The 25,625-nt window shown below is 73.0% G+C and carries 17 protein-coding genes; 7 read left to right on the top strand and 10 right to left on the bottom strand.

Annotated features, from left to right (window positions below; genetic code table 11):
* The first annotated feature begins 57 nt into the window (after positions 1-57).
* From ABZX61_RS37960 to ABZX61_RS37950, 3 genes are read left to right on the top strand one after another with little or no spacing between them, the layout of a single operon-like run.
* Positions 58-1,860, top strand: coding sequence for an ABC transporter ATP-binding protein (locus tag ABZX61_RS37960; RefSeq protein ID WP_350733880.1), 1,803 nt, complete (start codon positions 58-60; stop codon positions 1,858-1,860).
* Entirely contained in the window at positions 1,857-3,575 is a 1,719-nt protein-coding gene (locus tag ABZX61_RS37955) for an ABC transporter ATP-binding protein (RefSeq protein WP_355201128.1), read from the top strand. The genes ABZX61_RS37960 and ABZX61_RS37955 overlap by 4 nt, the downstream gene beginning before the upstream one ends.
* 47 nt (positions 3,576-3,622) lie before the next feature.
* Positions 3,623-4,303, top strand: coding sequence for a TetR/AcrR family transcriptional regulator (locus tag ABZX61_RS37950; protein WP_355201126.1), 681 nt, complete (start codon positions 3,623-3,625; stop codon positions 4,301-4,303).
* A gap of 7 nt (positions 4,304-4,310) precedes the next feature.
* On the opposite strand, the gene ABZX61_RS37945 is transcribed toward ABZX61_RS37950, so the two are convergent.
* From ABZX61_RS37945 to ABZX61_RS37935, 3 genes are all read right to left on the bottom strand, one after another.
* The gene (locus tag ABZX61_RS37945; protein ID WP_355201124.1) at positions 4,311-4,850 is read right to left on the bottom strand and encodes a hypothetical protein; all 540 of its coding nucleotides are present in this window, start codon (positions 4,848-4,850) and stop codon (positions 4,311-4,313) included.
* A 74-nt stretch (positions 4,851-4,924) separates the two neighbouring features.
* Positions 4,925-5,485, bottom strand: coding sequence for a hypothetical protein (locus ABZX61_RS37940; protein ID WP_355201123.1), 561 nt, complete (start codon positions 5,483-5,485; stop codon positions 4,925-4,927).
* 73 nt (positions 5,486-5,558) lie between these two features.
* Entirely contained in the window at positions 5,559-6,845 is a 1,287-nt protein-coding gene (locus ABZX61_RS37935) for an ArsB/NhaD family transporter (protein ID WP_350733872.1), read from the bottom strand.
* Between the two features lie 322 nt (positions 6,846-7,167).
* Here ABZX61_RS37935 and ABZX61_RS37930 point away from each other — a divergent pair, with 322 nt between their 5' ends.
* Both ABZX61_RS37930 and ABZX61_RS37925 read left to right on the top strand, forming a co-directional pair.
* Positions 7,168-8,160: a histidine kinase gene (locus ABZX61_RS37930; protein ID WP_350733871.1), complete on the top strand. Its 993-nt coding sequence runs from the start codon at positions 7,168-7,170 to the stop codon at positions 8,158-8,160.
* Positions 8,157-8,813 (top strand): response regulator transcription factor, encoded by a 657-nt coding sequence (locus ABZX61_RS37925; protein ID WP_185072310.1) that lies wholly within the window; start codon positions 8,157-8,159, stop codon positions 8,811-8,813. The genes ABZX61_RS37930 and ABZX61_RS37925 overlap by 4 nt, the downstream gene beginning before the upstream one ends.
* Positions 8,814-8,830: 17 nt before the next feature.
* Here the strand turns inward: ABZX61_RS37925 and ABZX61_RS37920 are convergent, their stop codons facing one another.
* Genes ABZX61_RS37920 through ABZX61_RS37905 form a run of 4 tightly spaced genes read right to left on the bottom strand, consistent with a single transcriptional unit; the run spans position 8,831 to position 15,228 of the window.
* Positions 8,831-10,222, bottom strand: a complete 1,392-nt coding sequence (locus ABZX61_RS37920) for a glycoside hydrolase family 28 protein (protein ID WP_355201121.1) — start codon at positions 10,220-10,222, stop codon at positions 8,831-8,833.
* A gap of 9 nt (positions 10,223-10,231) precedes the next feature.
* The gene (locus ABZX61_RS37915) at positions 10,232-11,227 is read right to left on the bottom strand and encodes a hypothetical protein (RefSeq protein WP_355201120.1); all 996 of its coding nucleotides are present in this window, start codon (positions 11,225-11,227) and stop codon (positions 10,232-10,234) included.
* Positions 11,224-13,716 carry a family 78 glycoside hydrolase catalytic domain gene (locus ABZX61_RS37910; protein WP_355201118.1) on the bottom strand — a complete coding sequence of 831 codons (2,493 nt, stop codon included), beginning with the start codon at positions 13,714-13,716 and terminating at the stop codon, positions 11,224-11,226. Before ABZX61_RS37910 ends, ABZX61_RS37915 begins: the two co-directional genes overlap by 4 nt.
* A 15-nt stretch (positions 13,717-13,731) precedes the next feature.
* Complete coding sequence (locus ABZX61_RS37905; protein ID WP_355201116.1) at positions 13,732-15,228, bottom strand: alpha-L-fucosidase; 1,497 nt, start codon at positions 15,226-15,228, stop codon at positions 13,732-13,734.
* Between the two features lie 150 nt (positions 15,229-15,378).
* On the opposite strand from ABZX61_RS37905, the gene ABZX61_RS37900 reads away from it, so the two are divergent.
* Together ABZX61_RS37900 and ABZX61_RS37895 are read left to right on the top strand one after the other, a co-directional pair.
* Positions 15,379-18,339 (top strand): glycoside hydrolase family 2 TIM barrel-domain containing protein, encoded by a 2,961-nt coding sequence (locus tag ABZX61_RS37900; protein WP_355201114.1) that lies wholly within the window; start codon positions 15,379-15,381, stop codon positions 18,337-18,339.
* Between the two features lie 15 nt (positions 18,340-18,354).
* Positions 18,355-19,977 carry an acyltransferase gene (locus ABZX61_RS37895; protein WP_355201113.1) on the top strand — a complete coding sequence of 541 codons (1,623 nt, stop codon included), beginning with the start codon at positions 18,355-18,357 and terminating at the stop codon, positions 19,975-19,977.
* On the opposite strand, the gene ABZX61_RS37890 is transcribed toward ABZX61_RS37895, so the two are convergent.
* From ABZX61_RS37890 to ABZX61_RS37880, 3 genes are read right to left on the bottom strand one after another with little or no spacing between them, the layout of a single operon-like run.
* Positions 19,914-21,125 (bottom strand): GDSL-type esterase/lipase family protein, encoded by a 1,212-nt coding sequence (locus tag ABZX61_RS37890; RefSeq protein ID WP_355201111.1) that lies wholly within the window; start codon positions 21,123-21,125, stop codon positions 19,914-19,916. The two genes, ABZX61_RS37895 and ABZX61_RS37890, sit on opposite strands and share 64 nt — an antisense overlap.
* Positions 21,126-21,147: 22 nt before the next feature.
* Positions 21,148-23,814, bottom strand: a complete 2,667-nt coding sequence (locus ABZX61_RS37885) for a family 78 glycoside hydrolase catalytic domain (protein WP_355201109.1) — start codon at positions 23,812-23,814, stop codon at positions 21,148-21,150.
* Positions 23,808-25,514, bottom strand: coding sequence for a hypothetical protein (locus ABZX61_RS37880; RefSeq protein ID WP_355201107.1), 1,707 nt, complete (start codon positions 25,512-25,514; stop codon positions 23,808-23,810). The genes ABZX61_RS37885 and ABZX61_RS37880 overlap by 7 nt, the downstream gene beginning before the upstream one ends.
* Positions 25,515-25,625 lie beyond the last annotated feature (111 nt).

Genomic DNA, 25,625 nt, shown 5'->3' with positions numbered 1-25,625 from the left:
AATGCCTGTAACAAAATCAATTCCAGGCGGAAACCCTCGAAGCGCGGAGGCTCACACATGACGATCACCGCCGAACCGGCGGCCCCCGTGGCGTCCCCGCCCGAGGACGGCGGGCCCGCTCCCGACCGAGCCGCGTTACTGGCGCTGCTCGCCCCCATCCGCCCGAGGCTGGTCGCCGCCGCCGTGCTCCAGGTGGTGTACGCCGTCTCGGCGCTCGTGCCGTTCGTGTGCGTGGCCGAGCTGGCCCGGGTGCTGCTGAGCCCGGCCCCCGAGGCAGGCCGGGTCTGGCTGATCGCCGGGATCGCGGTGGCCGGGCTGCTGGTCAGGTTCACGTCGTTCGGCCTGGCCGGGGCGATCACCCACTTCGCGGACGCCGACCTGCAGCTCCACCTGCGCCGCCGGATGGCCGCGCACCTGTCGCGGGTGCCGCTGGGCTGGTTCGGCGAGCGCAACTCGGGCCAGGTCAAGAAGGTCCTTCAGGACGACGTGCGCGAGATGCACCACCTCGTCGCGCATGCCCTGCTCGACCTGCTCGCCGCCGTGGTGACCCCGCTGGCCGCGCTCGCCTACCTGCTGTACGTTGACTGGCGGCTCACGCTCGTCGTGCTCATCCCCGTGCCGCTGTTCGCCGTCGCGTTCGCGGTCATGATGCGCGGCTACGACGAGCAGATGCGGCGCTGGAGCGAGGCGAACACCAGGATCAGCGCGGCCGTGGTCGAGTTCGTGCAGGGGATCGCGGTGATCAAGACGTTCGGGCAGGCCAGACGCTCCTACCGGCGCTTCGCCGAGGCCGCCGACGACTTCGCCGAGTTCTTCGGCGCCTGGGTGCGGCCCATGCTCAGGCTCAGCGGTGTCTCGAACGCGCTCATCTCGCCCCCGACCATGCTGCTCGTGGCCACCGCGGGAGGCGTCGTGTTCGCCGCGAACGGCTGGCTGGCGCCGGTGGACGTGCTGCCGTTCGTGCTGGTCGGGGTGGCGCTGACGGCGCCGTTCCTCACCCTGGACATGGGCTCGATGCGGCTGCGGCGCGCGGCCGAGTCGGCCGGGCGGGTGGCCGCGCTGCTGGCGACGCCGCCGCTGCCCGAGCCCGCCGAGCCGACCCGCCCGCAGGGCCGCCGGGTGGAGTTCCACGACGTGTCGTTCTCGTACGACGGGAGCACGCCGGTGCTGCGCGGGGTGGACCTGACGCTGGCGCCCGGCACCGTGACCGCGCTGGTCGGGCCGTCGGGCTCGGGGAAGTCCACGCTGGCCAAGCTGCTGCCCCGCTTCTACGACCCCGGCTCGGGCCAGGTGACGGTGGGCGGCGTGGACGTGCGCGACATCGGCTCCGCCGAGCTGTACCACCACGTCGGCTTCGTCCTCCAGGACGTGCAGCTCCTGCGCGCGTCCGTCGCGGACAACATCGCGCTCGGCCGCCCCGATGCGGGGCGCGAGGAGATCGAGCGGATGGCCCGCGCGGCCCAGATCCACGACCGGATCACGGAGCTGCCGCGCGGCTACGACTCGGTGATCGGGGAGGATGCCCACCTGTCGGGCGGCGAGGCGCAGCGCGTGTCGATCGCCCGCGCCCTGCTGGCCGACGCGCCGATCCTGGTGCTGGACGAGGCCACCGCGTTCGCCGACCCGGAGTCGGAGTCGGCCATCCAGGACGCGCTGTCCACGCTGGTGGCCGGGCGCACGCTGCTGGTCATCGCCCACCGGCTGGGCACGATCACCGGCGCCGACCAGATCGCGGTGCTCGACGGCGGCCGGATCGTCGAGCGCGGCACCCATGACGAGCTCCGCGCGGCCGGCGGGCTCTACACCCGGCTGTGGGCGGCCCACGTACGCGACGACGATCGGGATTGGACCCGGGCATGATCGGAGAACTGGGCGCCGTACTCGGCCCCGAGCACGGGGCGCGCCTGCGCCGCAGCCTGCTCGCGATGATCGTGTACGGCGTGCTGCAGGGCGCGTCGTTCGCGATGCTCGTGCCGGTGCTGCGCGCGCTGCTGTCCGGGGAGGCGGCCGGACCGTGGCTCGCGGCCTTCGCCGCCGTGGTCGCGGCCACCGCCGTCGCCTCCTACCAGCAGTCGCAGTACGGCTACGCGGTCGGCCTGGCCGCCCTGCGCACGCTCTACCACCGGATGGGCGACCACGTGGCCGGGCTGCCGGTCGGCTGGTTCAGCGCCGACCGGGTGGGCCGGCTCGGCCAGCTCGCGGGCAAGGGCGTCATGGACGTGATGAGCGTGCCCGCCCACCTGCTCCAGGTCGTGGTGACCTCGGTGACCGCGCCGGCGACCGTGCTGGTGTGCATGTTCGTGTTCGACTGGCGGCTGGGGCTGGCGGCCCTGGTCACGGCGCCGTTCCTGTGGCTGGCGTTCCGCTGGACGCAGACCCTGGTGCAGCGCAGCGACACCGCGATGGACGACGCGGGGGCCGAGGGGGCCGACCGCGTGGTGGAGTTCGCCCGGCAGCAGGCGTCCCTGCGGGCGTTCGGGCGCACGGCGGACGGCTACGACCTGCTCGACGACGCGCTGGTGCGGCAGCGGTCGGCGCTGCGGCGCCTCCTTCGGACCACGCTGCCCGGCCTCGGAACGGTCGCGCTGACCGTGCAGCTCGCCTTCACCGCGATCCTGCTGGTGGGCTGCTCGCTGGCGCTCGGCGGCGCGGTGGACGTGCCGGAGCTGGTCGGGGTGCTGGTCCTGGCCGTGCGGTTCACCGAACCGCTGCTCGCCGCCGCCGACGTGGGCGGCGAGCTGCGCATGGCACGCGGCGCGCTGCGGCGCATCCGCGACGTCCTGACCACGCCGCCGCTGCCGTCCGGCGGCACGGCGCGGGCCGGTGAGCCGTCGATCGAGCTGGACGGGGTGAGCTTCGCCTACGACGAGCGGCCGCTGCTGCGGGACGTGAGCTTCACCGTCGCGCCCCGCACGGTGACCGCGCTGGTCGGGCCCTCCGGGTCTGGCAAGACCACGCTCACCCGTCTCATCGCCCGCTTCTGGGACGCCTCCGCCGGGTCGGTCCGGGTCTGCGGGAACGACGTGCGCGACTACCCGCCCGAGGACCTGATGGCCCAGCTGTCGATCGTGTTCCAGGACGTGTACCTGTTCGAGGGCACGCTGGAGGACAACATCCGGCTGGGGCGGCCGGACGCCACGGACGAGGAGGTCCGCGAGGCGGGCCGGCTGGCGCGCGTCGAGGAGATCGCCGCGCGGCTGCCCGGCGGCTGGCAGGCGAGGGTCGGCGAGGCCGGGGCGACCCTCTCCGGCGGCGAGCGCCAGCGGGTGTCCATCGCCCGCGCGATCCTCAAGGACGCGCCGATCGTGCTGCTGGACGAGGCCACCGCCGCGCTGGACCCGGAGAACGAGTCCGCTCTGATGGACGCGCTGGCCACGCTCGCCCGCGACCGGACGCTGCTGGTGATCGCGCACCGGCTGACCACGATCGCCGCCGCCGACCAGATCGTCATGCTGGAGGGCGGTGTGATCGCCGAGCGCGGCACCCACCAGGAGCTGCTGGACGCGGGTGGCCGGTACGCTGCGTTCTGGGAAGAACGCGCGCGGGCCCGCGGCTGGCGCCTCGTACGCGCCTGACCGGTGGACGGCCCGGCGCGACGTGATCGACGGCGGTAGGGGGCTCGATGGGTGAGGAGACGACGGCGCGGGAGTGGCGCGTGCTGGGCCGCCCGCGGGGCCGCCCGCCGCGCATCACCCGGCCCGACATCGCCGACGCGGCGCTGGCCGTCGGGTTCGACAACCTGACCCTGGCCACTGTGGCCGACCGCCTCCGGGTCGCCCACTCGGCCCTCTACCGCCACGTGGCCGACCGCGAGGAGCTGGTCATCGTGGCCATCAACCGCGCGATCGGCAAGGCGGACTGGCCGGAGCCGACCGGCGAGTGGCGCTCGGACCTGGAGACGCAGGCCGGGGCGCTGTGGGCGCTGCTGGAGGCGCATCCCGGCCTGATCAAGGAATTCCTCAAGCTCAAGCGCTTCCCCGACGAGGTGATGCACCGCTTCGGCGCGGCCGTCCAGCGCCTGATCGGCTACGGCTTCGCGGTGGAGGACGCGTTCCTCGCCGTCGACACCGTCTTCGACCTGGCGATCGACGTCTTCGGCAGGGGCCAGCAGCTGGACGCGCCCGCGGGCAGCTCTGCCGGCACGGCCAAGGTCCGCGACAGCTCGGTCGACGCCTGGGCCGAGGCGGTCGGCCCGGAGGTGGCGCCCGTCATGCGGCGGGCGCTGTCGGAGCCGGCCTCCGTGTGGTTCAACCGCAAGCTCGGCCTCGTCCTGGACGGTATCGCGGCCGGCCTGGCCCCCTAGGTCATGCTTACAACCAGCTGGCGCGGACGGCGGCGGTCGAGGCGTCGTCCGGCGGGGTCGCGAGGGCGCCGGAGTGGACGCCGTCGAGCAGGCGGGCGACGGTCTCGACGATCTCCTCGGCACGCTCGCGCAGGCCGGTCACGTCCGCCGGGCTCACCTCACCGCGGTCCACCCCGACCTCGTCGAGCACGCCCTCCAGGTCGGCCAGCCGTCCGCTCAGCCACTTCAGCGGCTCGCCGGAGAGCTCCTTGTCGAACACCCGCCTCCCCGGTTCCCACCCGTCGATGCCGGGGTGATGGTGGGTGCGGTCGAAGCTGCCGGGCGTGCTGTTGACCGACTCCAGCAGGTCAACCCGCCAGAGGGGGCGTTCGACGGTGATGGGCCGGGCCGAGTAGATCGACCCGTTCAACTCGCCGGGATGCAGCTTCCGCAGCTCCAGGCGTACGCCGCGCTCGGCGCCCTCCTGTCCCCTGATCGGGTCTGGATCGACGAAGTAGATGTCGCTGACCGCCACGCCGATCCGTTCGAAGCCGAAGACATAGAGCATGGGGAACCACTCCTTCATGAAAGCCGGGAGTCGGGACCTTCATGGACGTACCCACTTGAAGCCCGGGCGATCGCTCAGTGGAGCCGGTAGCCGATCTGCCCCGCCGGTTCGGCCGGGCCCCTGCTCAGCAGCAGCGTGCCGAGCCAGATGAGCGCCATGCCGACCGGCGTCAGGGCCGGTTCGAGCAATGCCCCGATCAGCACCGCCACGCCCGTGGCCGTGACGGCCGCGCTCAGCACCGTGACCCGCCGCAGCGCCGCGAGCACGGACGCCAGCGCGACCAGGGCGGCGAAGGCGGCCCCGTAGACGAACGGCTCCCACGCCGCGACGCGCGGGCTCTCGAACCTGTTGTAGAGGTCGACGGCGAGACCGACGACGTTGGCGGCCGTGCTGAGCAGCGCCACCGCCGTGGCGGCGTCCGCCGCCGCCCGCCACCCGCCCGTCACGGGCCCGGCCATACGGCGCAGCCCCAGGAGCATGACGCCGAACATCAGGAACCCGGCCAGCAGGACCGCGTGCGCGGCCGCCCACCACGGCCCGCCGACGGCATCGGCGCCGGGGAGGCGCGTGAGGAGACTGCCGGCGAGCAGCGCGGCGGGGGCCGCGGTGAAGGAGATCTGGGTGAGGCGGTTCATGAGGCCCACGATGCCTCGTCGGGTCAGGGGCGCTCATCGGTGATCGCCCCTGACTTTCCCCTGATCTCCCCGGTCAGGCGAAGTAGCGCAGCCAGACGTACGCCCAGGCCATCAGCGTGCTGATGACGGTCACGACGATGCCGTACCGGGTGAACTGCCAGAAGGTGATCTTGTGTCCGGAACGCGCCGCGATGCCGAGGGCCACCACGTTCGCGCTGGCCGCCACCGCCGTGCCGTTGCCGCCGAAGTCCGCGCCCAGCGCGAACGCCCACCACAGCGCCTGCCCGGTGCTCGGGTCGGGGATCTGCGCGACCACGCCCTCCACGATCGGGGCGGTCGTGGCGACGTACGGGATGTTGTCGAAGAACGCGCCCAGCACGCCCGAGCCGAACAGCAGCGCCGTCGCGGCGACGAAGTAGTCGTCGCCCAGCGCGCCCAGGGCCCACGTGCCGATCGCCCCGATGACACCCGTGTGGACCAGGCCCGCGACCATGACGAACAGGCCCATGAAGAAGACCAGCGTGGACCACTCGACCTCGCGCAGCACCTCGTGGACGTCCGTGCGCGAGACCATCAGCATCACCCCGGCCCCCACGAGGGCCACGATCGACGGGTCGACGTGAGCCACCGCGTGCAGCGCGAACCCGGCGATCACCAGGCCCAGCACCACCAGGCAGCGGGTCAGCAGCCGCGGGTCGGTGATGGCCCGCCGCTCGTCCAGCGCCATCACCGCCGCGGCGTGCCCGGCGTCATAGTGGAACGACCCGCGGAACAGCACCCGCGTGAGCAGCACGAACACGGCGAAGACGACCACCACGATCGGCGCCATGTGGACGAGGAAGTCGTTGAACGTCAACCCCGCCCGGCTGCCGATGATGATGTTGGGCGGGTCGCCGATGAGGGTCGCGGCGCCGCCGATGTTGGAGGCCAGCACCTCCGCGATGAGGTACGGCTGGGCGGGGATGCGCAGCCGGTCGCACACCATCACGGTGACCGGCGCGACCAGCATGATCGTGGTGACGTTGTCGAGGAAGGGCGAGGCGATGGCGGTGATCGCCATCAGCATGACCATCAGCCGGTACGGCCTGCCCTGCGACCGCTTGGCGGCCCAGATGGCGAGGTAGTCGAAGACCCCCGTCTGCTTGATGATCCCCACGATGATCATCATGCCGAACAGCAGGAAGATGACGTTCCAGTCGATGCCTTCGTGCTCGGAGAAGAACACCTCCGCGCCCGGGACCAGGCCCAGGACGGCCATCAGCCCGGCGGCGATGAGCACCACCTTGACCTTGTCGGCCTTCTCGGTGGCGATGAAGAAGAACGCGACCAGGAAGATCGCGAGGGCTACGTATGCGCTCATCCGTCAAGCCCCGGCGGCCCGGACCGGGCGGCGGGGCATGACGATACAAGGCGGGATTGGCGGCACACGACTAACGACCTCCGGAGTCGGAACGGGTTCGGGCTTGGTGAGCCGCCGCTCCAGGATGATCGTCTCGTCGCGCGCGCCGCTTCGAGGACATCCTTCGCGGGCGGCGGCTCCGTCCCAGTCTCGTGGCCCGGGCGGGCCCGGCACCATCGGGTCCAGCACCCATACCGGGAGGGACGGAGCATGTAGGGACGTCCCGCAGGATGGGGGTCAGGCCGGATCGACAACCGGACCAGGAGACAAAGAGGCTGGTGAAATGACCGAGAGGGCGAAGAGGACGACCGGGAGCCCGGCACAGGCGCTGTTCCGGCGGCTGTTCATGATCAACGGGCTGGTGTTCGCGGTGGCCACGCTCGTCCTCGCGATCTCACCGGCCACCGTGTCCGCGCCCCTCGTGCTGGCCGAGGTGCCGGTGCTGATCGTGGGCCTGGCGCTGATGCTGGCCGCCAACGCGCTGCTCCTGCGCCGCAGCCTGGCCCCGCTGGACGCGCTGACCACGCTCATGCAGCGCGTGGACCTGCTGCGTACCGGTGAGCGGCTGACCGACGGCGGCAACAGCGACCTCACCCACGTGATCGCCACGTTCAACGCGATGCTCGACCGCCTGGAGGCCGAGCGCAGCGCCAGCAGCGGCCACGCGCTGGCCGCCCAGGAGGGCGAGCGGCGGCGCATCGCCCGCGAGCTGCACGACGAGATCGGCCAGAGCCTGACCGTGGTGCTCCTCGGCCTGAAGCGGGTGGTCGACCGCGCGCCCGACGACCTGCGCGAGGACCTGCACGGCGTGCAGGAGACCGTACGCGCCAGCCTCGACGAGGTCCGGCAGGTCGCCCGCCGGCTGCGGCCCGGCGTGCTGGAGGACCTCGGGCTGCACGCCGCCCTGAGCGCCCTGTGCAGCGACGTCTCGCAGATGAGCGGGGTCCAGGTGACCCGCGCCGTCCAGCACGACCTGCCCGAGCTGGGCGCGGACGTCGAGCTCGTGCTGTACCGGATCGCCCAGGAGAGCCTCACGAACATCGCCAGGCACGCCCGCGCCACGCGTGCCGAGCTGTCACTGGCCACGCACGACGGGCGGCTGACCCTGCGCGTCACCGACGACGGGCAGGGCGGCGCGCGCCAGGACGGGGCCGGGATCCGGGGCATGCGCGAGCGAGCCCTGCTGATCGGCGCCCGCCTGACCGTCGACTCCCCACCGGGGGAAGGCACCCGCGTCCACCTGACCATCCCGAACGATCGGAGCCCAACGCGGTGAGCACTGCCAAGACCAGGATCCTGCTGGCCGACGACCACGCGCTGGTCCGCCGGGGACTCAAGATGATCCTCGACGCGGAGCCCGACCTGGAGGTCGTCGCCGAGGCCGCCGACGGCGCGGAGGCCGTCGCGGCCGCGTCGGAGGACGCGGTGGACCTGGCCATCCTGGACATCGCGATGCCGCGGATGACCGGGCTCCAGGCGGCCCGCGAGATCTCCCGCCGCGCGCCCGGCATCCGCATCCTGATCCTGTCCATGTACGACAACGAGCAGTACTTCTTCGAGGCCCTCAAGGTCGGCGCCTCGGGATACGTGCTCAAGTCGGTCGCCGACCAGGACCTGCTGGAGGCGTGCCGGGCGACGATGCGCGGCGAGCCGTTCCTGTATCCCGGGGCGGTCACCGCGCTCATCCGCGACTACCTGCAGCGTTCGCGCGAGGGCGAGCGCATGCCCGAGAGCATCCTGACGCCCCGGGAGGAGGAGATCGTCAAGCTGATCGCGGAGGGCAACTCGGCCAAGGAGATCGCGGAGACGCTGGTCATCAGCGTGAAGACCGTGGACCGGCACCGGGCGAACATCCTGCAGAAGCTCGGCATGCGCGACCGCCTCGACCTGACCCGCTACGCCATCCGCGCGGGCCTCGTCGAGCCCTGATCAGGGGCGGAACCGTCTCATCCTCCGGAGTCCACGCGGCGGCCGTTGATCCAGACGTCGCGCAGCACGAGCCCCGTCACGTCGCGTACGACGTCGTCCTCGGCCATCTCCTCGAACACGCTGCCGGTCACCCGCACGCCCTTGATCGGGTTGCCCGGATTGCCGATCAGGTTGAACGCCCTGGGCGCCCGCCCGGCCCGCAGGCGGCGCACGTCGATGGCGCCCACGTCGGGGAAGTACGGGCCGGTGTCCTTGTTCTCGTAGTTCAGGGCCACCTCGATCACCGCGTCGGCGGCCTGCCCCACCGTGATGTCCCTGAAGTAGACGTCCCTGACGTAGCCGCCGCGGTCGGGGTTGGTCTTGACGCGGATCGCGCGCTCCAGGCGGGGGCTGCTCATCGTGCAGTTCCAGGCGTAGACCCAGCGCACGCCGCCGGTGGTCTCGCTGCCGATCGTCACGCCGCCGTTGCCGTCGCGCATCACGCAGGAGTCCACGAGGACGTTCAGGGAGGGCGCGTTCACCCGGCGGCCGTCGGCGTTCTTGCCCGCCTTGATCGCCACGCAGTCGTCGCCGGTGTTGAACTCGCACCGCTCGATGAGCACGTCCACGCAGGACTCGGGGTCGCAGCCGTCGTTGTTGGGGCCGTTCGGGCTGTCCACGGTGACCTCGCGGATCGTCACGTTGGTGCACAGGACCGGGTGGATGTTCCACATGGGGGAGTCCTTGACCGTCACGCCCTCGATCAGGACGTTGCGGCAGCGGTAGAGCTGGATGAGGTTGGGGCGCAGGTAGTGGCCTTCCCCGAACACCCGCTCGGCCACCGGCACGCCCTGCTCGGCCATGGCGGCCAGCAGGTTCTTGTCGGGACGCTCGGCCGGCGGCGGGTCGCCCGACCAGTCCCACCAGTGCGTGGCGTCGGCCTGGCCGTCGATCGTGCCGCTGCCGGTGATCGCGACGTTCTCCCGCTCGTAGGCGTAGACGAACGGGGAGTAGTTCATCAGCTCGACACCCTCGTAGCGGGTGTGGACGACCGGCAGGTAGTCGGCGGGGTTCCGGCTGAACCGGATCGTGGCGCCCGCCTCCAGGTGCAGCTCGACATTGTCGGCCAGGTGGATCGCGCCCGTGAGGTACGTCCCCGCGGGCACGAGCACGCGCCCGCCGCCCGCCGCCGCGCAGGCCGCGATCGCCTGCCTGAAGGCGCCGGTGCACATCGCGGTCCCGTCGCCGACCGCCCCGTGGCGCGTGACGGGGAAGGTGCGGCGGGGGAAGCGGGGCGGCCTGATCCGCCGCCGGATCCGCGGCACCCTGGCCCAGCCGTCGAGGTCGGGGGCCGCCTCCGCGCGCCCGGCCAGCTGGGGGGCCAGCACGGCGCCGGCCGCCACGGCCAGGAAGCTCCTGCGGGACTTCATGGTGCGCTCCTATCCATGGGCCAGGGAGATGCCGCGCCGCTCGACCAGCGTGTGCTCGCCGACCTGGTACGGCTCGACCCGCCGTACCGCCGTGTAGAAGTGGTGGGGCCGCCCGCCGTGGGAGACGAGCGCGGGCTTGTGCGCGTAGGTGTCGTCGGCCGAGCCCGGCGGGCCCACGTCGATGAGGATCTCGCCGCTCTTGCGCCAGGTGCGCAGGTCGCGGGAGACCGCGAAGCTCTCCCTCGCGTGCCCGTCGAACGAGAGCCCGAAGTAGAACATCACCCACCAGTCGCCGTCGCGCAGCACGCACGGGTCGGAGGCGAAGCGCTCGTCGAACTCGCCCGGACCGCCGTGCGGGACGACCGGGCCGGGCTCCGGGCGCTCCCAGTGTTCGAGGTCGGGGGAGACGGCGTAGCCGATCTGCTCGCGCCAGCCGTCGTAGGTGCGGTTCTTGGCGTTGTAGAAGCAGTAGTAGAGGCCGTCGTGGCGGAGCAGCCACGACTTGTACAGGCCGCCGCGCTCCCACGCGCCGCCGTCCTGCGGGCGCAGCACCGACCCGACGTCCGCCCAGGTACGCAGGTCGTCGCCGGCCACGAACCCGATGACCGCCGCGCCCATCTCCATGCCCGCCTCGGGGTAGGCGTGGTACGTGCCGACCGCCCGGCCGTCCAGCCAGGTCACCTGGCCGGGGGAGTCGAGGCGGTTGTCGCGCACGATCGACGTGAGCGCCGCGTTGTAGCCCCGGTACGGGTGCGCGGGGTCGCGCGGCAGGATCACCTCCCCCGGCGTCCACGACACCAGGTCCGCCGATCGGCTCAGCGCGGTCTGGTAGCCGGTCCCGTCGAAGCCGACGTACGTCATCAGGTACTCGCCGCCGTCGGAGCACACGAACGGGCAGTCCACGAAGAGGCTGTCGAACCTGCCCGGCTCCCGTGACCCCTCGACCAGCAGCCTGCCGGCCTTGTGCGGGGTCCTGACGCGGGCGGCGTCGTACGTGCCGATCACCTGCCTGCCCCGAACGTCCAGCGCCCGGCCGGCACCTCATAGGCACGGGCCCCGAGCTTGACCGCCGCGTCCGGCACGGCGTGCCGGGCGAGCCCGAGATCGGGCAGCCGCACCTCGGCCGACGAGCCCGGCGGGACCGCCACGTCGAGCGTGAACTCCCCGTCCGCGCGGGTCCAGGACACCTCGACCCCGCCGTACGGGGTCACGGTGCTCGCCCGCACCGACTCCAGGTCGCCGGGGGCGGCAGGCTCGATCAGCAGCCTGCGGAAGCCGTTCGAGCCGGGGGCCTGGCCGATGCCGCCGAGGCCGCGGTAGAACCAGGCGTCGACGGCGCCCAGCATGTAGTGGTTCTGCGACAGGCCCCTCGTCGGCCCGTCCCACGCCTCGGTGAGCGCGGTGGCGCCGTGCCGTACCTGGTAGCCGTAACTGGGGTGGCTCGTCGAGGTGGCGAACGCCCACAGGGCGTCGTGCCGTCCCGCGCGGCCGAGCACCCTGAACAGGGCGGGCAGCGCGATCTCGCCGACCGTGATGCCGCCGCCCGCCACCGCCTCGGAGATCCGGTCCAGCGCCCGCTCGTCGGTGATCACGCCCATGTCGAGCGCCAGGATCTCCGACGCCTGGCTGCGGGACCCGGCGAAGGTACGGGAGAACGCCGCGGTGATCTGCTCGGTCAGGGCCCGGTAGCGCTTGGCGTCGTCGTCGCGGCCCAGCACGCCGGCGGCACGGGCCAGCGTGCCCGCGGCCCGCCAGTAGCCCCAGGTGGAGACCAGCGGGACGGGCGTCGAGTCGTCCAGTCCGATCCAGTCGCCCAGCCCGTGGCCGAGGACGCCGTCCTCGGCCTTCGACGTGAGGTAGTCGACATAGCGGCGCATCGCGTCGTAGTGCGTCTCCATCGCCGACGGGTCGCCGTACCAGCGGTAGAGCTGCCACGGGATGCGGACGATCGCGCCGCCCCAGTTGGGGTCGTCCCTGAAGGGCGCGTCGAACACCAGGAACTCCGGCGCGATGTCCGGCACCAGCCCGTCCCCGGTCTGCGCCTCGGCGATGGTGACCAGCAGCTCGCGGTAGTAGGCGGCCACGTCGTAGTTGTAGGCGACGACGTCGAACAGCAGGTGGGTCTGCTCCAGCCAGCCCAGCTTCTCCCGGTGCGGGCAGTCGGTGAGGACGCTGTACATGTTGCCCCGCACCGCGCGGTCGATGATCGTGTGGATGTCGTTGACCAGGGCGTCGGAGGTCTCGAACGAGCCGGTGGGAGTGTTGTCCGCGCGGAGCACGAGCGCGGTCACGGCCTCCGGGCCGACGTGTTCGGGCAGGCCCTGGACCTCGACGTAGCGGAAGCCGTCGTAGCGGAAGCTCGGGTGCCAGGTCTGCGGGCCGTCCTTGGTGACGTACGTGTTGAAGATCGGCGCACCGGTGGTGGGCTTCGACTGGATGACCCGGCCGTAGTCGTCGAGCTGGTCGCCGGGCACGAGCCGCAGGTGGCGGCCGGCCGGGAGGTCCAGGCTCAGCTCGGCCCAGCCCGCGACGACCGTGCCGACGTCGAAGACCGGCGTGCCGTCGGTGGCGGCGAGCCTGGCGGTCGCGGGCAGCCGTTCGGTGACCCTGATGGGCGGGCAGGCGCGCGACCTGAGCACGTCCTTCGTGCCGGGGACGACGGTGGCGGGTCGCCAGGCGGAGGCGGTGCGGCGGGCGTCGTGGTCCTCGCCGCCGTACCAGTGGGAGCGCACGGTCGGGCCCTCGGCGGCCCGCCAGTCGGGGCCCGTGACGAACCGGCCGAACGAGCCGTCGGCGTAGTCCAGTTCGAGCTGCGCGATGGCCCGCGGGGCGGCCTTGGAGCCGAAGAACTTCATGTACCGGTCCTGGTGCGGGAAGACGTGCGCGATCCCCGGGCCCAGCTCGACGCCGAGCGTGTTGCGGCCCTCGCGCAGCAGCTCGGTCACGTCGTGGGTGGCGTACACGACGCGCCTGGTGAAGTCCGTGTACGGCGGCTCCAGCACGGCGTCGGTCACCGGCCCGCCGTTCACCGTGGCGACGTAGACGCCGAGGCCCGCCACGTGCAGCCGGGCGCGGACGACCGGCTGGGCCAGGACGAACTCGCCCTTCAGCAGCGGCAGCGGCCTGCCCTCGCCCGCGCGCGGGTTGCCCTCGTCGTGCCAGTCGGGGTGGGTGATCCACGAGGCCGTCCAGTCGTCCGGGCTCAGCAGGCCCAGCTCGAAGCGGGCGGGCGGGCTCCAGCCGGACCATCGGCCGTCGCCGTCGCGGATCCGCACCCGCCAGCGCGCCGCCGTCCGGGAGGTCAGGGGTCGCCCGTCGTACACCACGCGCTGGTCGGCCGACTCGACCTCGCCGGTGTCCCATAAGTCGGGCTCGATCCGTACGTGGTAACCGGTCTGCGTCGTGGCGCCGGTCAGCTGCCAGCTGAGTGTCGGGCGGGTGATCTCGATGCCGAGGGGGTCGATCAGGTCGCACGTTCGCAGGTTGGTCGCCATGGCAGGGGCTCCAGGTCAGGTGATTTTGAGGATGTACGCGGCTTTCGTGGGTGGCGTCGGGGGCAGGTCGGCATACAGGGCCTCCTCGGCCAGCCGCCAGGCGACGGGGCCGTGGCCCAGGAGCTCGACCCGGGCGGGGCGGCGCTCCAGCAGCCCTTCGCCGGTGCCCATGCTGGTGATCGCGGCCGTCCCCTCCTCCGGCCAGGCGAGCAGCGTGGCGTACACCGCGTCGCCGCGCCGGGTGAAGCGGATGTCGCCCGGCCGGTAGGCGCGGTCGGCCTCGTTGTAGCCCTCGTACCCCTTCGTCTCGCCCAGGCCCGTGGCGCCCTCGGCGGCGCGCTTCCACGGCGTCGTGCCGTACACGCCCTCGCCGCAGATCCGCAGCCAGTCGCCCACCTCGCCCAGCAAGGTGCGGGCGTGCGCGTCCACGGTGCCGTCGGCGCGCTGCGGGACGTTGAGCAGCAGGGTGCCGTTCTTGCTGACCACGTCGATCAGCGTGTGCACGACCTGCTGCGACGTCTTGCGCGGGTGGAACATCGGGTCGTCGTCCGAGCAGTCGAACCACTCGCCGTCGCTGGTGTCGAACTGCCAGGGGTACGGCTGCGCCGCGTCGAGCTGGCGGCGTTCGCAGTCGAGGACGACGGCGGTGCGGTCGGCGTCGGGGACGTCCTTGACGGTCACCAGGCCGCCGGTCGGGCAGGTGTTGTAGTAGTGGGCGAGCAGGTCGAGACCGCGCGTGCTGACCGGCTCCGACTCGACCACGCTGCCCGCGTCGAACGGCAGGCGGCCGTCGTCGAGATAGACCAGGTCGGGGCGGTAGCGGTCGATCGCCTCGCGCACGCGGGCGTAGAAGCGGTCCGCCACCTGGGGCGGGGGCTTGGCGCCCGGGGCGTGCCTGGCCGGGTAGAGCTCGGCCGGGTCGAGGCCCTCCCACCAGGTGCCGGCGCCGTCGCCCTTGGTCAGCCCGCCGTCGTGCGGCCGGCCGGTGGCCGGGTCGGCGCCGTGCGCGACGTCGAGCCAGCGCCAGGTCCAGTTGTTGTGGAAGCTGAGCCCGAACGGCAGCCCGGCCGCGCGGGCCGCCCGCTCCCAGGCGCCGACGATGTCGCGTCGCGGGCCGATGCGGGTGGCGTTCCAGGCATGCTGCCCGGAGTCCCACAGGTCGAAGTTGTCGCAGTGGGCGGCCAGGGCGACGAAGTAGCGGGCGCCGCTGGAGACGTACAGGTCGATCAGCTCGCCGGGGTCGAAGCGCTCGGCGCGCCAGCGGTGGAAGAGGTCCTTCGCGCCGCCCGCGCCGAAGCGGGTGCGGTGGTGGGCGTGCTGGCGGTCGGCGCGGCGGCGCTCCCAGGCCTCGGAGGCGGGTTGCATGCCGTAGAGGTGGCGGGCGTACCAGTCGCCCGAGCTCGCCACGGACTGCGGGCCCCAGTGCGACCAGATGCCGAACTTGACCTCCCCGAACCACTCGGGGATGCGGTGACGGCGTAACGATTCCCAATCCGGCAGAAACCCTCTCAATGGGCGCACCTACCTTATTGAAACGATTTACTCATGATATATTTATTCAATGTCTGATGTCAATGCATGAGGCGAATTATGTGGGGGTGGTCTTCTCGGGGCTTCGCGTCTAGGGTTAAAACGTTTTGGTCTGGGAGGGGACAGTTCGGAATGGTTGATTTCCACGAAGACCCCGGGCCGGGCTCCGGGCGGCGGGCGGCACGCGCGGACTTCCTCTCCGACGCGCCGCGCCTGTCACTCAACGGTCAGTGGCGCTTCCGGCTCTCCGGCACGGCCGAGGGCACCGGCCCCTCGCTGCCCGACCCGGCGCTCGACGACACCGGCTGGGAGACGATCCGGGTGCCGTCGCACTGGGTGCTGGAGGGGTACGACCGCCCGCTCTACACCAACACCGCCTACCCGTTCCCGATCGACCCGCCGCACCTGCCCGACGGCAACCCCACGGGCGACTACCGCCTCCGCTTCGACCTGCCCGAAGACTGGCCCGACGGCCGGCCGGGCGGCAGGGCCGTGCTGCGCTTCCAGGGAGTGGACTCCTGCGGCACGGTGTGGCTGAACGGCTCGTTGCTCGGCCACTCGAAGGGGAGCAGGCTGCCGTTCGAGTTCGAGGTCACGGGGCTCGTCCGGCCGCGCGGCAACCTGCTCGCCGTACGCGTGCACCGCTGGTCGTCCGGCAGCTACCTCGAGGACCAGGACATGTGGTGGCTGCCGGGCATCTTCCGCGACGTGGAGCTGCTGGCCCGCCCCTCCGGCGGCATCGACGACTTCACCGTCCGCGCCTCCTACGACGCCTCCGACGGCTCCGGCACCCTCCTCGTCACCGCCGACGCCCCCGGCCTGGTCGAGATCCCCGAGCTGGGCCTCGCGGTCGAGACCGGGGAGGAGGTCACCGTCCCCGGCGTCGAACCGTGGAGCGCGGAGTGCCCGCGCCTCTACCGCGGCACCCTCACGGCGGCCGGGGAGACGATCGACCTCCCTATCGGGTTCAGGACCGTCGAGATCGCCGGCGGGCGGCTGCTGATCAACGGGGCGCCGGTCCTCTTCCGCGGCGTCAACCGGCACGAACACCACCCGGAACGCGGCCGGGCCCTCGACCGCGACACCATGATCCGCGACATCGTGCTGATGAAGCGCAACAACGTCAACGCCGTCCGCACCGCCCACTACCCGCCGCACCCGGAGTTCCTGCGGCTGTGCGACGAGTACGGGCTGTGGGTGGTGGACGAGTGCGACATCGAGACCCACGGGTTCATCTACGCCGGTTGGGAGGGCAACCCGCCGGCCGAGCCGATGTGGCGCGACGCCCTGCTCGACCGGGCCCGGCGCATGGTCGAACGCGACAAGAACCACCCCAGCGTCGTCATCTGGTCGCTGGGCAACGAGAGCGGGAGCGGGCCGGCGTTCGGCGACATCGAGCGGTGGATCCGGGCCCGCGACCCCGGGCGGCCGCTGCACTACGAGCGCGACCCGAGCTACCGGCACTCCGACTTCCACAGCCTCATGTACCCGTCGCTGGACGACCTGGAGCGCATCGGGCGGCGCGAGGAGGACCCGCCGGACGGGGTGGCGCCGGGGTCGGCCGACGACGTCCGCCGTCGCGGGCTGCCGTTCCTGCTGTGCGAGTACGCCCACGCCATGGGGAACGGGCCCGGCTCCCTGGCCGACTACCAGGCGATCCTGGAGTCGTACGAGCGGTTCTGCGGGGCGTTCGTGTGGGAGTGGATCGACCACGGGCTGACGGGGCACGACGCGCTGGGCCGCCCATACTTCCGGCACGGCGGGGACATCGACCACCAGCCGAACGGCGGCCGGTACTGCCTGGACGGGCTGCTGTTCCCCGACCGCACGCCGTCCCCGGGGCTGGCGGAGCTGCGCAAGGCGCTCGAGCCGGTCGGGATCGCGGTGGACGTGGGGGCGGGGGAGGTGGTGGTCGCCAACAAGCACGACCTGATCGACCTCGGACACCTGGACTTCCGGTGGTGGGTGGAGGTGGACGGCGTGCCTGCGTCGAAGGGCGGGGTGCTGCGGGTCCCGGGGTGCGGGCCGCGGGAGACGGTGCGGGTGCCGTTGCCGGAGGTGGCGGTCCGCACCCTGGAGGGCGAGACGTGGATCACGATCGAAGCCGCGCTCGCCACCGCGACCGGCTGGGCGCCGGCGGGGCACGTGGTCGCCTTCGCCCAGTCCCGCCTCGGCCTCACCGTCCCCCAGTCGGCGGGCGGAACGGCGGATGGCCTTGTGGGCGGTGATGCGACGAGCACGCCGGGCAGTGCGCCGGGTGGCGGGTTGCGGTTGGGTGGGGCGGTGTTCGAGCCCAGGACAGGACGGTTGGTCCGGCTGCACGGGGTCGAGCTGGACGGGCCGGTGCTGGACGTGTGGCGGGCCCCGACCGAGAACGACCGCGGCCAGGGCCCCAGGAACGCGCTCGCCGCCGACTGGGAGGCCGTGGGGCTCGACCGCTTCCTGCACCGGACCGTCACCCTCGAAAGGCCGGACGAGTGCACGCTGGTCGTCCGCGGCCGGAGCGGCCCGGCCACCCGGACCCTCGGCTTCCGCACCACGTACACCTGGCAGTGGCGCGACGGCGCGCTGCACCTGCGGATCGAGGCCGAGCCCGTCGGCGACTGGCACGACACCGCCTACGGCCACCTGAACGTGAGCCCGCCGCGCATGGGCGCCAGGTTCGCCCTGCCCGGCGGCTACACCGACGTCACGTGGTTCGGGCGGGGCCCGGGCGAGTCGTACGCGGACAGCCGGGACGCCGCGCGGGTGGGCCGGTTCGCGCTGGCGATCGACGCGCTCCAGACCCCGTACGTGGTGCCGCAGGAGAACGGCAACCACGTCGAGACCCGCTGGCTGGAGCTGTCCGGCCCGGGGCTGCCGACCCTGCGCGTGGCCGGCGAGCCGCACCTGGACTTCACCGCCCGCCGCTGGACCAGCGAGGCGCTGCAGGCGGCGGGCAGGCCGCACGACCTGCGCGACTCCGGGCGCGTCTGGCTGAACCTGGACCACGGGCAGCAGGGCCTCGGCAGCGCCTCCTGCGGCCCCGCCCTGCCTGAGCGGTACCGGCTGCCGGTCCGCCGCCACTCCTGGTCGATGACGTTGACCGCCTGAGAGGATGCTGATCACATGACGGAACCGACCAAGTTCGACTTCTGCCCGTGGCTGTTCTGGGACCACGCGACCGAGGAGGACCGCCGCGCCCAGGAGAGCCACCTGGAGGAGCTGCGGGCCAGGTTCGACCTCAAGGCGGGCAAGGTGTTCGTCTCGCCGCTGGCCGCCGTGTACGCCGACCGCCTGCGCATGGGCGACCACTGCTACATCGCGGCCCACGCGTACGTCACCCATGACGTCGTCATGGGCGACGACTGCACCGTCAACCCGTACGCCGTGGTGCGCGGGAACATCGTCCTCGGCGACGCCGTGCGGATCGGCGCGCACACGTCCCTGCTCGGCTTCAACCACGGCACCGCCCCCGACCGCCCGGTCTTCCGCCAGCCGATCACGTCGAAGGGCATCCGGATCGGCGACGACGTGTGGATCGGCTCGAACGTGGTCGTGCTCGACGGGGTGACGATCGGCGACCACGCCGTCGTCGGCGCGGGCGCGGTGGTCACCAAGGACGTGCCCGCCTGGGCCATGGTCGCGGGCAACCCGGCCCGCCGCATCCGCGACCGCCGCGCCACCGGCTCGGGGGACGATCTGGAAGGGCTGCTCGCCGGGTTCGCCGCCCGCGCCAGGGAGCAGGCGGAGGACGTGCTGGGGCGGTGCTGGACGGGGGAGCGGTACGTGGACCGCCCGGACGCCCCGCCGACCGTCCGCGCCTGGTGCGACGCGGTGGAGATCGCCGACCTCCTCCTGGACGGCCCGCCCCCGACCCCGGCGCGGGAGGAGATCGTCGCGTTCCTGCGGGACCGCCAGGACCCGGCCACGGGCCTCGTCCCGGAGCTCGGCGCCTCCGGGCCGCCGGAGCTGGACGGGGTCGCCGCCTATCACGTGCTCTGCGTCGGCTACGCCCTCGACCTGCTCGGCACCCGCTTCCGGCATCCGGTCCACGCCGTCGCGGACGTCACCTCGCAGGACCTCATCGCCTCGCTCGACGCCCTCGACTGGGAGCGCAACGCCTGGACGGCGGGCTCGTGGGTGGACACGTTCGGCACCGGCCTGCACCGCAACCTCGCCGACTTCGGCGTGCGCGGCGAGACCGAGACCCTGTACGGGTGGCTGCTCACCCGCTGCAGCCAGGCCCACGGGATGTGGGGCGAGCCGGACCCGGACGCGGGCTGGCTGCAGGTGGTCAACGGGTTCTACCGGCTCACGCGGGGGACGTTCGCGCAGTCCGGGGTGCCGGTGCCGTACCCGGAGCGGGCCGTCGACACCGTGCTCGCGCAGGCCCGCGACCCGCGCTACTTCGGCCCGGACACCGGCAACGCCTGCAACGTGCTCGACGTCATCCACCCGCTGTGGCTGCTGGGCAGGCAGACCCGGCACCGCCGCGAGGAGGGCGCGGCGTGGGCGAAGGAGCACCTCGTACGGGCGGTCGGCGGCTGGCACGACGGGGCGGGCCTCAGCTTCGCCCTGACCAGGGGGAGCGGCGCGGCCCGCACGCCGGGGCTGCAGGGCACCGAGATGTGGCTGGCCATCATCTGGCTGCTCGCCGACTACCTCGGCGTCTCCGACGCGCTCGGCTACCGCCCCCGGGGCATCCACCGCCCGGAGCCGGCGGCGCGCCTGCCCAGACCCGGCCGCTGACCGGCGGCGTCGAGCAACACGCGCGGTTCGAGCGCGGCGGCCATCGCCCGGTGACCCGCCGCGCTCGGGTGCAGGTGGTCGCCGCAGTCGTAGCGGGGCAGCAGGCGGCGGGGGTCGTCGGGGTCACGCAGCGCCGCGTCGAAGTCGGCCGGCCCGTCGAACACACCGCCGTCCCGTACGAACGCGTTCACCGCCTCCCGGGCCCGCTCGCCCGCGGCCGTGTGGTACTCCGCGCCCGCGAAGGGCGGGAGCGTGCCGCCGATCACGCGTACCCCGGCGGCGTGCGCCCGCTCGACGATGCGCCGGTAGGCGGCGACGAGCGGCTCCGCCCGCGCGCCCGCCCCGAGGTCGTTGACGCCCGCCAGCAGGATCACGGCGCCGATCCCCGGCTTGGCCAGCACCTCGGCGGCCAGCCGCGCCTCGGCGTCGCGTCCCGTCCCGGCGGCCAGCACCCGGCCGCCGGACACGCCCTCGTTCACCACGGAGAGCGGCCACGACTCCAGCAGGGCCCGGTCGGCGAGGAGGTCCGGCCAGCCGTGGCCGGTCTCGGAGCCGACCCCGGTCGTGATCGAGTCCCCGAGCACCGCCACGGCCGAAACCGGCTCGGGCGCGGTGACGATCAACGCGTCCAGCCAGTGCCAGACCGCCACCCCCTCGACGTACGCGGCCCCGTCCTCGTCGGCGGTGTGGTCACCGGGGAGCGACCGGTAGGCCGCGTCGTCCGGCGGGGCCGTGGCCCGGTTGCGGCCGGTCAGGACGCCGCCGTCGCCCCGCAGGTGCAGGCTGACGGCCAGGCGCTGCCGGGGCGCCACCCGGCCGGGCAGCGCGTCCCCGAGCGCGGTCGCGCCCGGGGCCAGCGTCACCTCCGGCCGCCCGCCGAACGTCACCGTCCGGTTCGACCCCGGCACCAGCGCCGCCCCGGAGCGCGGGACGCCCACGCGGACGTGCCCGAACGTCACCGGCCGGTCCCCGAGCGCGTTGGTCAGCCGTACCCGCAGACCGGTCCCGCCCGCGCCGGTCCGCACCAGATTGCGTACGGTGAGATCCCGCAGCCCGGCCCCCGCCCGCTCCGCGGCGGCCGCCCACGTGGTCACCGGACGGCCTCCCGTCATCAGGCTGCTCCCGGCCCGCTCGGCGGTGGCTGCCACGTTGTCACCGGACGGCCTTCCGTCATCGCTCCCACGCCGCGGTGAACTCGTAGCGGCCGGACGCGACCCGGCACACCAGCGCCCCGCCGACGACCTCACCGGGCACGGGCGCGCCGGACTCGCGGACCGACGCCGGATCGGTGGTCGGCACGTGCACCGTGGCCTCGGCCCCCGGCGGGATGCGGACCTCCAGCCGGAGCGTGTTCCCGTCCACCTCCCACCGGCTGCCCAGCCGGCCCAGCGGCGTGTCGTACGAGGCCGCTGCCCACTGGAGCCGCCCGCCGGGCAGCGGCCGGATGAGCGGGCGGCGGAACCCGACGGACCCCTCCTCCTGCCCGATCCCCGCGACCCCGCCGTACAGCCACGCCCCGACGGAGCCCAGCGCGTAGTGGTTGAAGGAGTTCATGGCGACGGGCCCGAAGCCGCTCTCCTCCGTCCACCCGTCCCACCGCTCCCAGATCGTGGTCGCCCCCCGCTTGATCGAGTACCCCCATGACGGGTAGCGGTCGTCGTGCAGCAGGGAGTAGGCCAGGTCGTGGTGGCCGTGCGCCGACAGGACGGGACCGAGCAGCCCCACCCCGGCGAAGCCGGTGGTCAGGCGTCGCCCACGCCGTTCCAGGTCGGCCACCAGGTGCCCGACGGCGGAGGCGACGAGGGGTCCGGGGATCAGGCCGTGCGCGAGGGCCAGCAGGTAGCCCGTCTGCGTGTCGCCCGTGACGCGGCCGTCCGCCGACACGAACGCCCGGACGAAAGCCTCCCCGATCCTCGAACGCAGCTCGGCATAGTGGGCGGAAGCGGCCACGTCGCCCACCACGGCGGCGGCCTTCGAGGTCAGCTCCGCGCTCAGCGCGAAGTACGCGGTGGCCATCACCTCGCGCGAGGTCCGCACGCCCGCCTGCAACCAGTCGCCGTAGTGGCTGCCGGTCCGGTTGCGCCAGATCAGGTCGGGGTTGTGGCGTTCGACGTGGTCCACCCAGCGCCGCATGCTGGGCAGGCTGTCGCGCAGCACCCGCTCGTCCCCGTACACCCGGTACAGGTGCCACGGGACGACGGTGGCGGCGTCGCTCCAGCCGGGCGTGCCGTGCCGCTCGGTCATGACGTGCGGGATCACGTCCGGCACCGCGCCCTCGCCGGTCTGCGCGTACCGCAGGTCCGCCAGCCAGCCGGTGAAGAACGCGGCCACGTCCGCGTTGTAGCAGGCGGTCGGCAGGAACACCTGCGCGTCGGCGGTCCATCCGAGGCGTTCGTCGCGTTGCGGGCAGTCGGTCGGCACGGAGACGAAGTTGCCGCGCTGGCTCCACCGGATGTTGCTCATCAGCCGCCGCACCATGTCGTCCGAGCACGAGAACTCGCCCGCGACCGGCGTGTCGGAGTGCAGCACCCGCCCCACGACCTCGACGTCCGCGTGCCCGCTGACCTCGACGTACCGGAAGCCGTGCACGGTGAAGCGCGGCTCGAACGTCTCCACCGCCGCCCCGGCCGCCACATAGTGGTCGGTGGCCTCGGCCGAGCGCAGGTTGGCGGTGTAGAGGCCGCCGTCGTCGTCGAGCGCCTCGCCGTGGCGCAGCGTGACCCGGGCGCCCTCGGGGGCGCCGCGCACCACCAGGCGGACCCGGCCCGCGATGTTCTGGCCCAGGTCCACGATGGTACGGCCGTCGCCCCGGTGGACGTCCACCGGCACGAGGTCCTGGGTGACGCGGACGGGCTCGGCGGCGGACGGGACGAGGACGTCGTGCGCGGTGTCCACGACTCCGGCGGGGGCCCAGGAGGCGTCGTCGAATCCGGGCAGGTCCCAGCCGGGCTGTTCGAGGCGCGCGTCGTACCACTCGCCCATGAGCAGGTCGGCGTGGCGCAGCGGCCCGGTGCTCTCCCGCCAGCGCCCGTCGGTGCCGACGACCGTACGGGAGCCGTTCTCGTGCTCGGCGACGATCTGGACCAGCAGCTGCGGGCGCCGGCCGTACCGTTGCGCCTGCTGCCGCATGTCCCAGCCGAGGCTGCCGGACCACCAGCCGTCCGCGAGGATCGCCCCCACGCAGACGGGACCGTCGCCGGTCAGGTCCGTGACGTCGTACACCTGGTACGGTACCCGCTGCCGGTAGTCGGTCCAGCCCGGCGTCAGCTCGCCGTCGCCGACCCGGTGGCCGTTGACGCGCAGCTCGTACAGCCCCCGGGCGCTGCACGCGATCCGCACGGCGGTCGCCGGGGGCAGGTCGAGCACGCGCCGGAAGTACCGTGGCGCGGGCAGGCCCGCGGTGCGGGTGGAACGCGGCTCGCCCTCGTCGGTGGGCGGCTCGAACGGCGGCTCGGTCTCGGGATCGTGCCCGATCCAAGCCGCCACCCACTCGTCCTGGTGCATCACCCCGGTGTCGAACCACGACTCCGCCACCCCGCCCGGTCTTGTCTCGACCTTCCAGGTGTAGCGGGTGAACGACGCCAGCGGCGCGCCGCCGTAGTCGGCGCTGACGTCCTGGCCCCCGACCCAGCCGCTGTCCCAGACCAGCGCGCCGCGCGCGTGGACCCGGATCCGGTACGCGTCCTGCGCGTCGCCGCGCCGGTCCGAGGCCAGCCGCCAGCTCAGCCGGGGCACCGGCGTGCCGATGCCGAGCGGGGTGCCGCGGTGCTCGCAGCGCAGGTCGTACGGCCGCAGCGAGCCGCCTGCGGGCACCTCGGGGAGAGACCAGTTCACCATGCCCACTCCTTCGCCGGCCGGGCCAGCTCGTAGTCGCGCCGGGGCGCGGTTGGATGGACCTTGCGCCCGCTGTACATCGGTCGGGCGGTCCCCTCCGGGCTGATGCCGATCACGTCGTCCCCCCGCCAGCGCACGCGGTACTCCCGCCCCGCCGCCACCTCGGTGGTCGCCGTCTCGGGCACGGGGAACGTGACCGTGACGCGCTCCCCTCGCCGTGGCGCCGGGATCGACAGGTAGCCGTCCGGCGCCCACGCTCCGGCCTGGGTCCCGTCGAAGCCCCCGCTCTCGCGGGCGACGCGCACCTTGGCGTACCCGGCCCAGTCGGGCACCCGCATCCGCAGCTCGCGCAGGTTCTCGTGAACGTCCAGGTCGACGCGGCCCTCGTGGGGGAGGTGGCTGAGCACGGTGACCTGCCGGGTGGCCCGGGTGAGGAGCAGGTTGACCCGGACGGCCACGGGGTCGGCGGTGACGATCGAGTTCCAGCCCCAGAACAGGCCGCGCAGCCCCGAGCCGACGCAGCACGCCTGCACGTCGGCCGTGTGCCCGCGGCCCAGCTCCACGTCGCAGACGAAGTCGTTGGGCGCGCCGTACCCGGCGAAGGCCCCGCGTACCCGCTCGCCCACCCGCACGTGGGTGACCCAGCCCGGCTCGTCCCCCGAGGCGTCGGGCGCGGACTCCACCCAGCTCAGGTCCAGGAGCTGCGACTCCACGAGGTGGTTGCGCAGGAACCGCTCCACCACGCCCCAGTACGCGGTGTGGCCCGACCCGGCCAGCGTGCTCCCGGTGCCGATCAGGTCCACCAGGGAGCAGCTCTCGTGCTCGTAGCGCTGGTCGGCCAGGTCGCCGGGCGTCCAGCCGAACGCGGTGGCCTGACCGAGTGCCCAGTCGTAGGCGCGGCGGACGTACGCGGTCAGCTCGTGGTCGCCGACGTGGCGGGCGTAGCGGGCGAGCCCTTCGAGCGTGCCGAGGCGGGTGTGGAAGTGGGCGCTGCGGTACGCGCGGGCGGGGTTGAAGCTCCCATCGTCCCCAAAGACTCCGCTCTTGTGCACGATCAGCCGGGCGAACCAGCCGCACAGCTCCAGCGCGTCCTCGTTGCCCGTCGCCTGGTGGTAGCGCAGCAGCGGCATGATGAGCCGACCGCTGAACGAGGCCGGGTCGGGGGCGAGGTGGAGCGCGATCGCGTTCGGCGAGGGCCAGCCGCCGGGGGTGTACTCGGAGGCGGGGTAGAACCACACGTCCCGCTCCTTGATCGCGACCCGCTTGAGCGCGGCCACGTGCCGGTCGGCCAGCCTTCTGGCCTCGGGGTCGCCGTCGGAGACGTACCAGGTGGTGAGCGAGAGGAGGACCGCCCGCTGGTCGATGAGGTTGGCGTTCGGAGGCCAGCCCACCTCGGGGCGCGCCAGGCGGTAGCTCAGCCCGTCGTCGCCGAAGAAGCCGATCAGCCGCCGCCTGAACCCCTCCTCCACCTCTCGCCAGGTGTCCTTGCCGGTCATCTGCCGGGCGAGCACGCAGGCGTCCAGGAGTCGTCCGTGGCTGGAGCCGTAGTCCCAGTCGCCGTGCCGCAGCGCCGCGGGGCGGGCCAGGAGGTCGGCGCTGAAGTACGGGATGCCGTCCATGTCCTGGTCGGGCAGTCCGGCCACCGCGTTCATGGCCAGCTCGGCCCGTTCTTCCAGCAGCACCGTGTCGGGGATTTCGGGCATGGGCGTCCCTTCGCATAAATATTCATACATGCATAGACGTCCCATCAAGCGTGCGTCGTCCCTCCCGCCCCGTCAAGGCGCACCCCCGCACTTCGGTCGAGGTTCTTCTGG

Origin of the sequence: Nonomuraea sp. NPDC003709, assembly GCF_040610775.1 — a bacterium.
GTDB classification, from domain to species: Bacteria; Actinomycetota; Actinomycetes; order Streptosporangiales; family Streptosporangiaceae; genus Nonomuraea; species Nonomuraea angiospora_A.
Note: the sequence above shows the minus strand (reverse complement) of the source record. Positions and strands in the feature narration are given on the sequence as shown.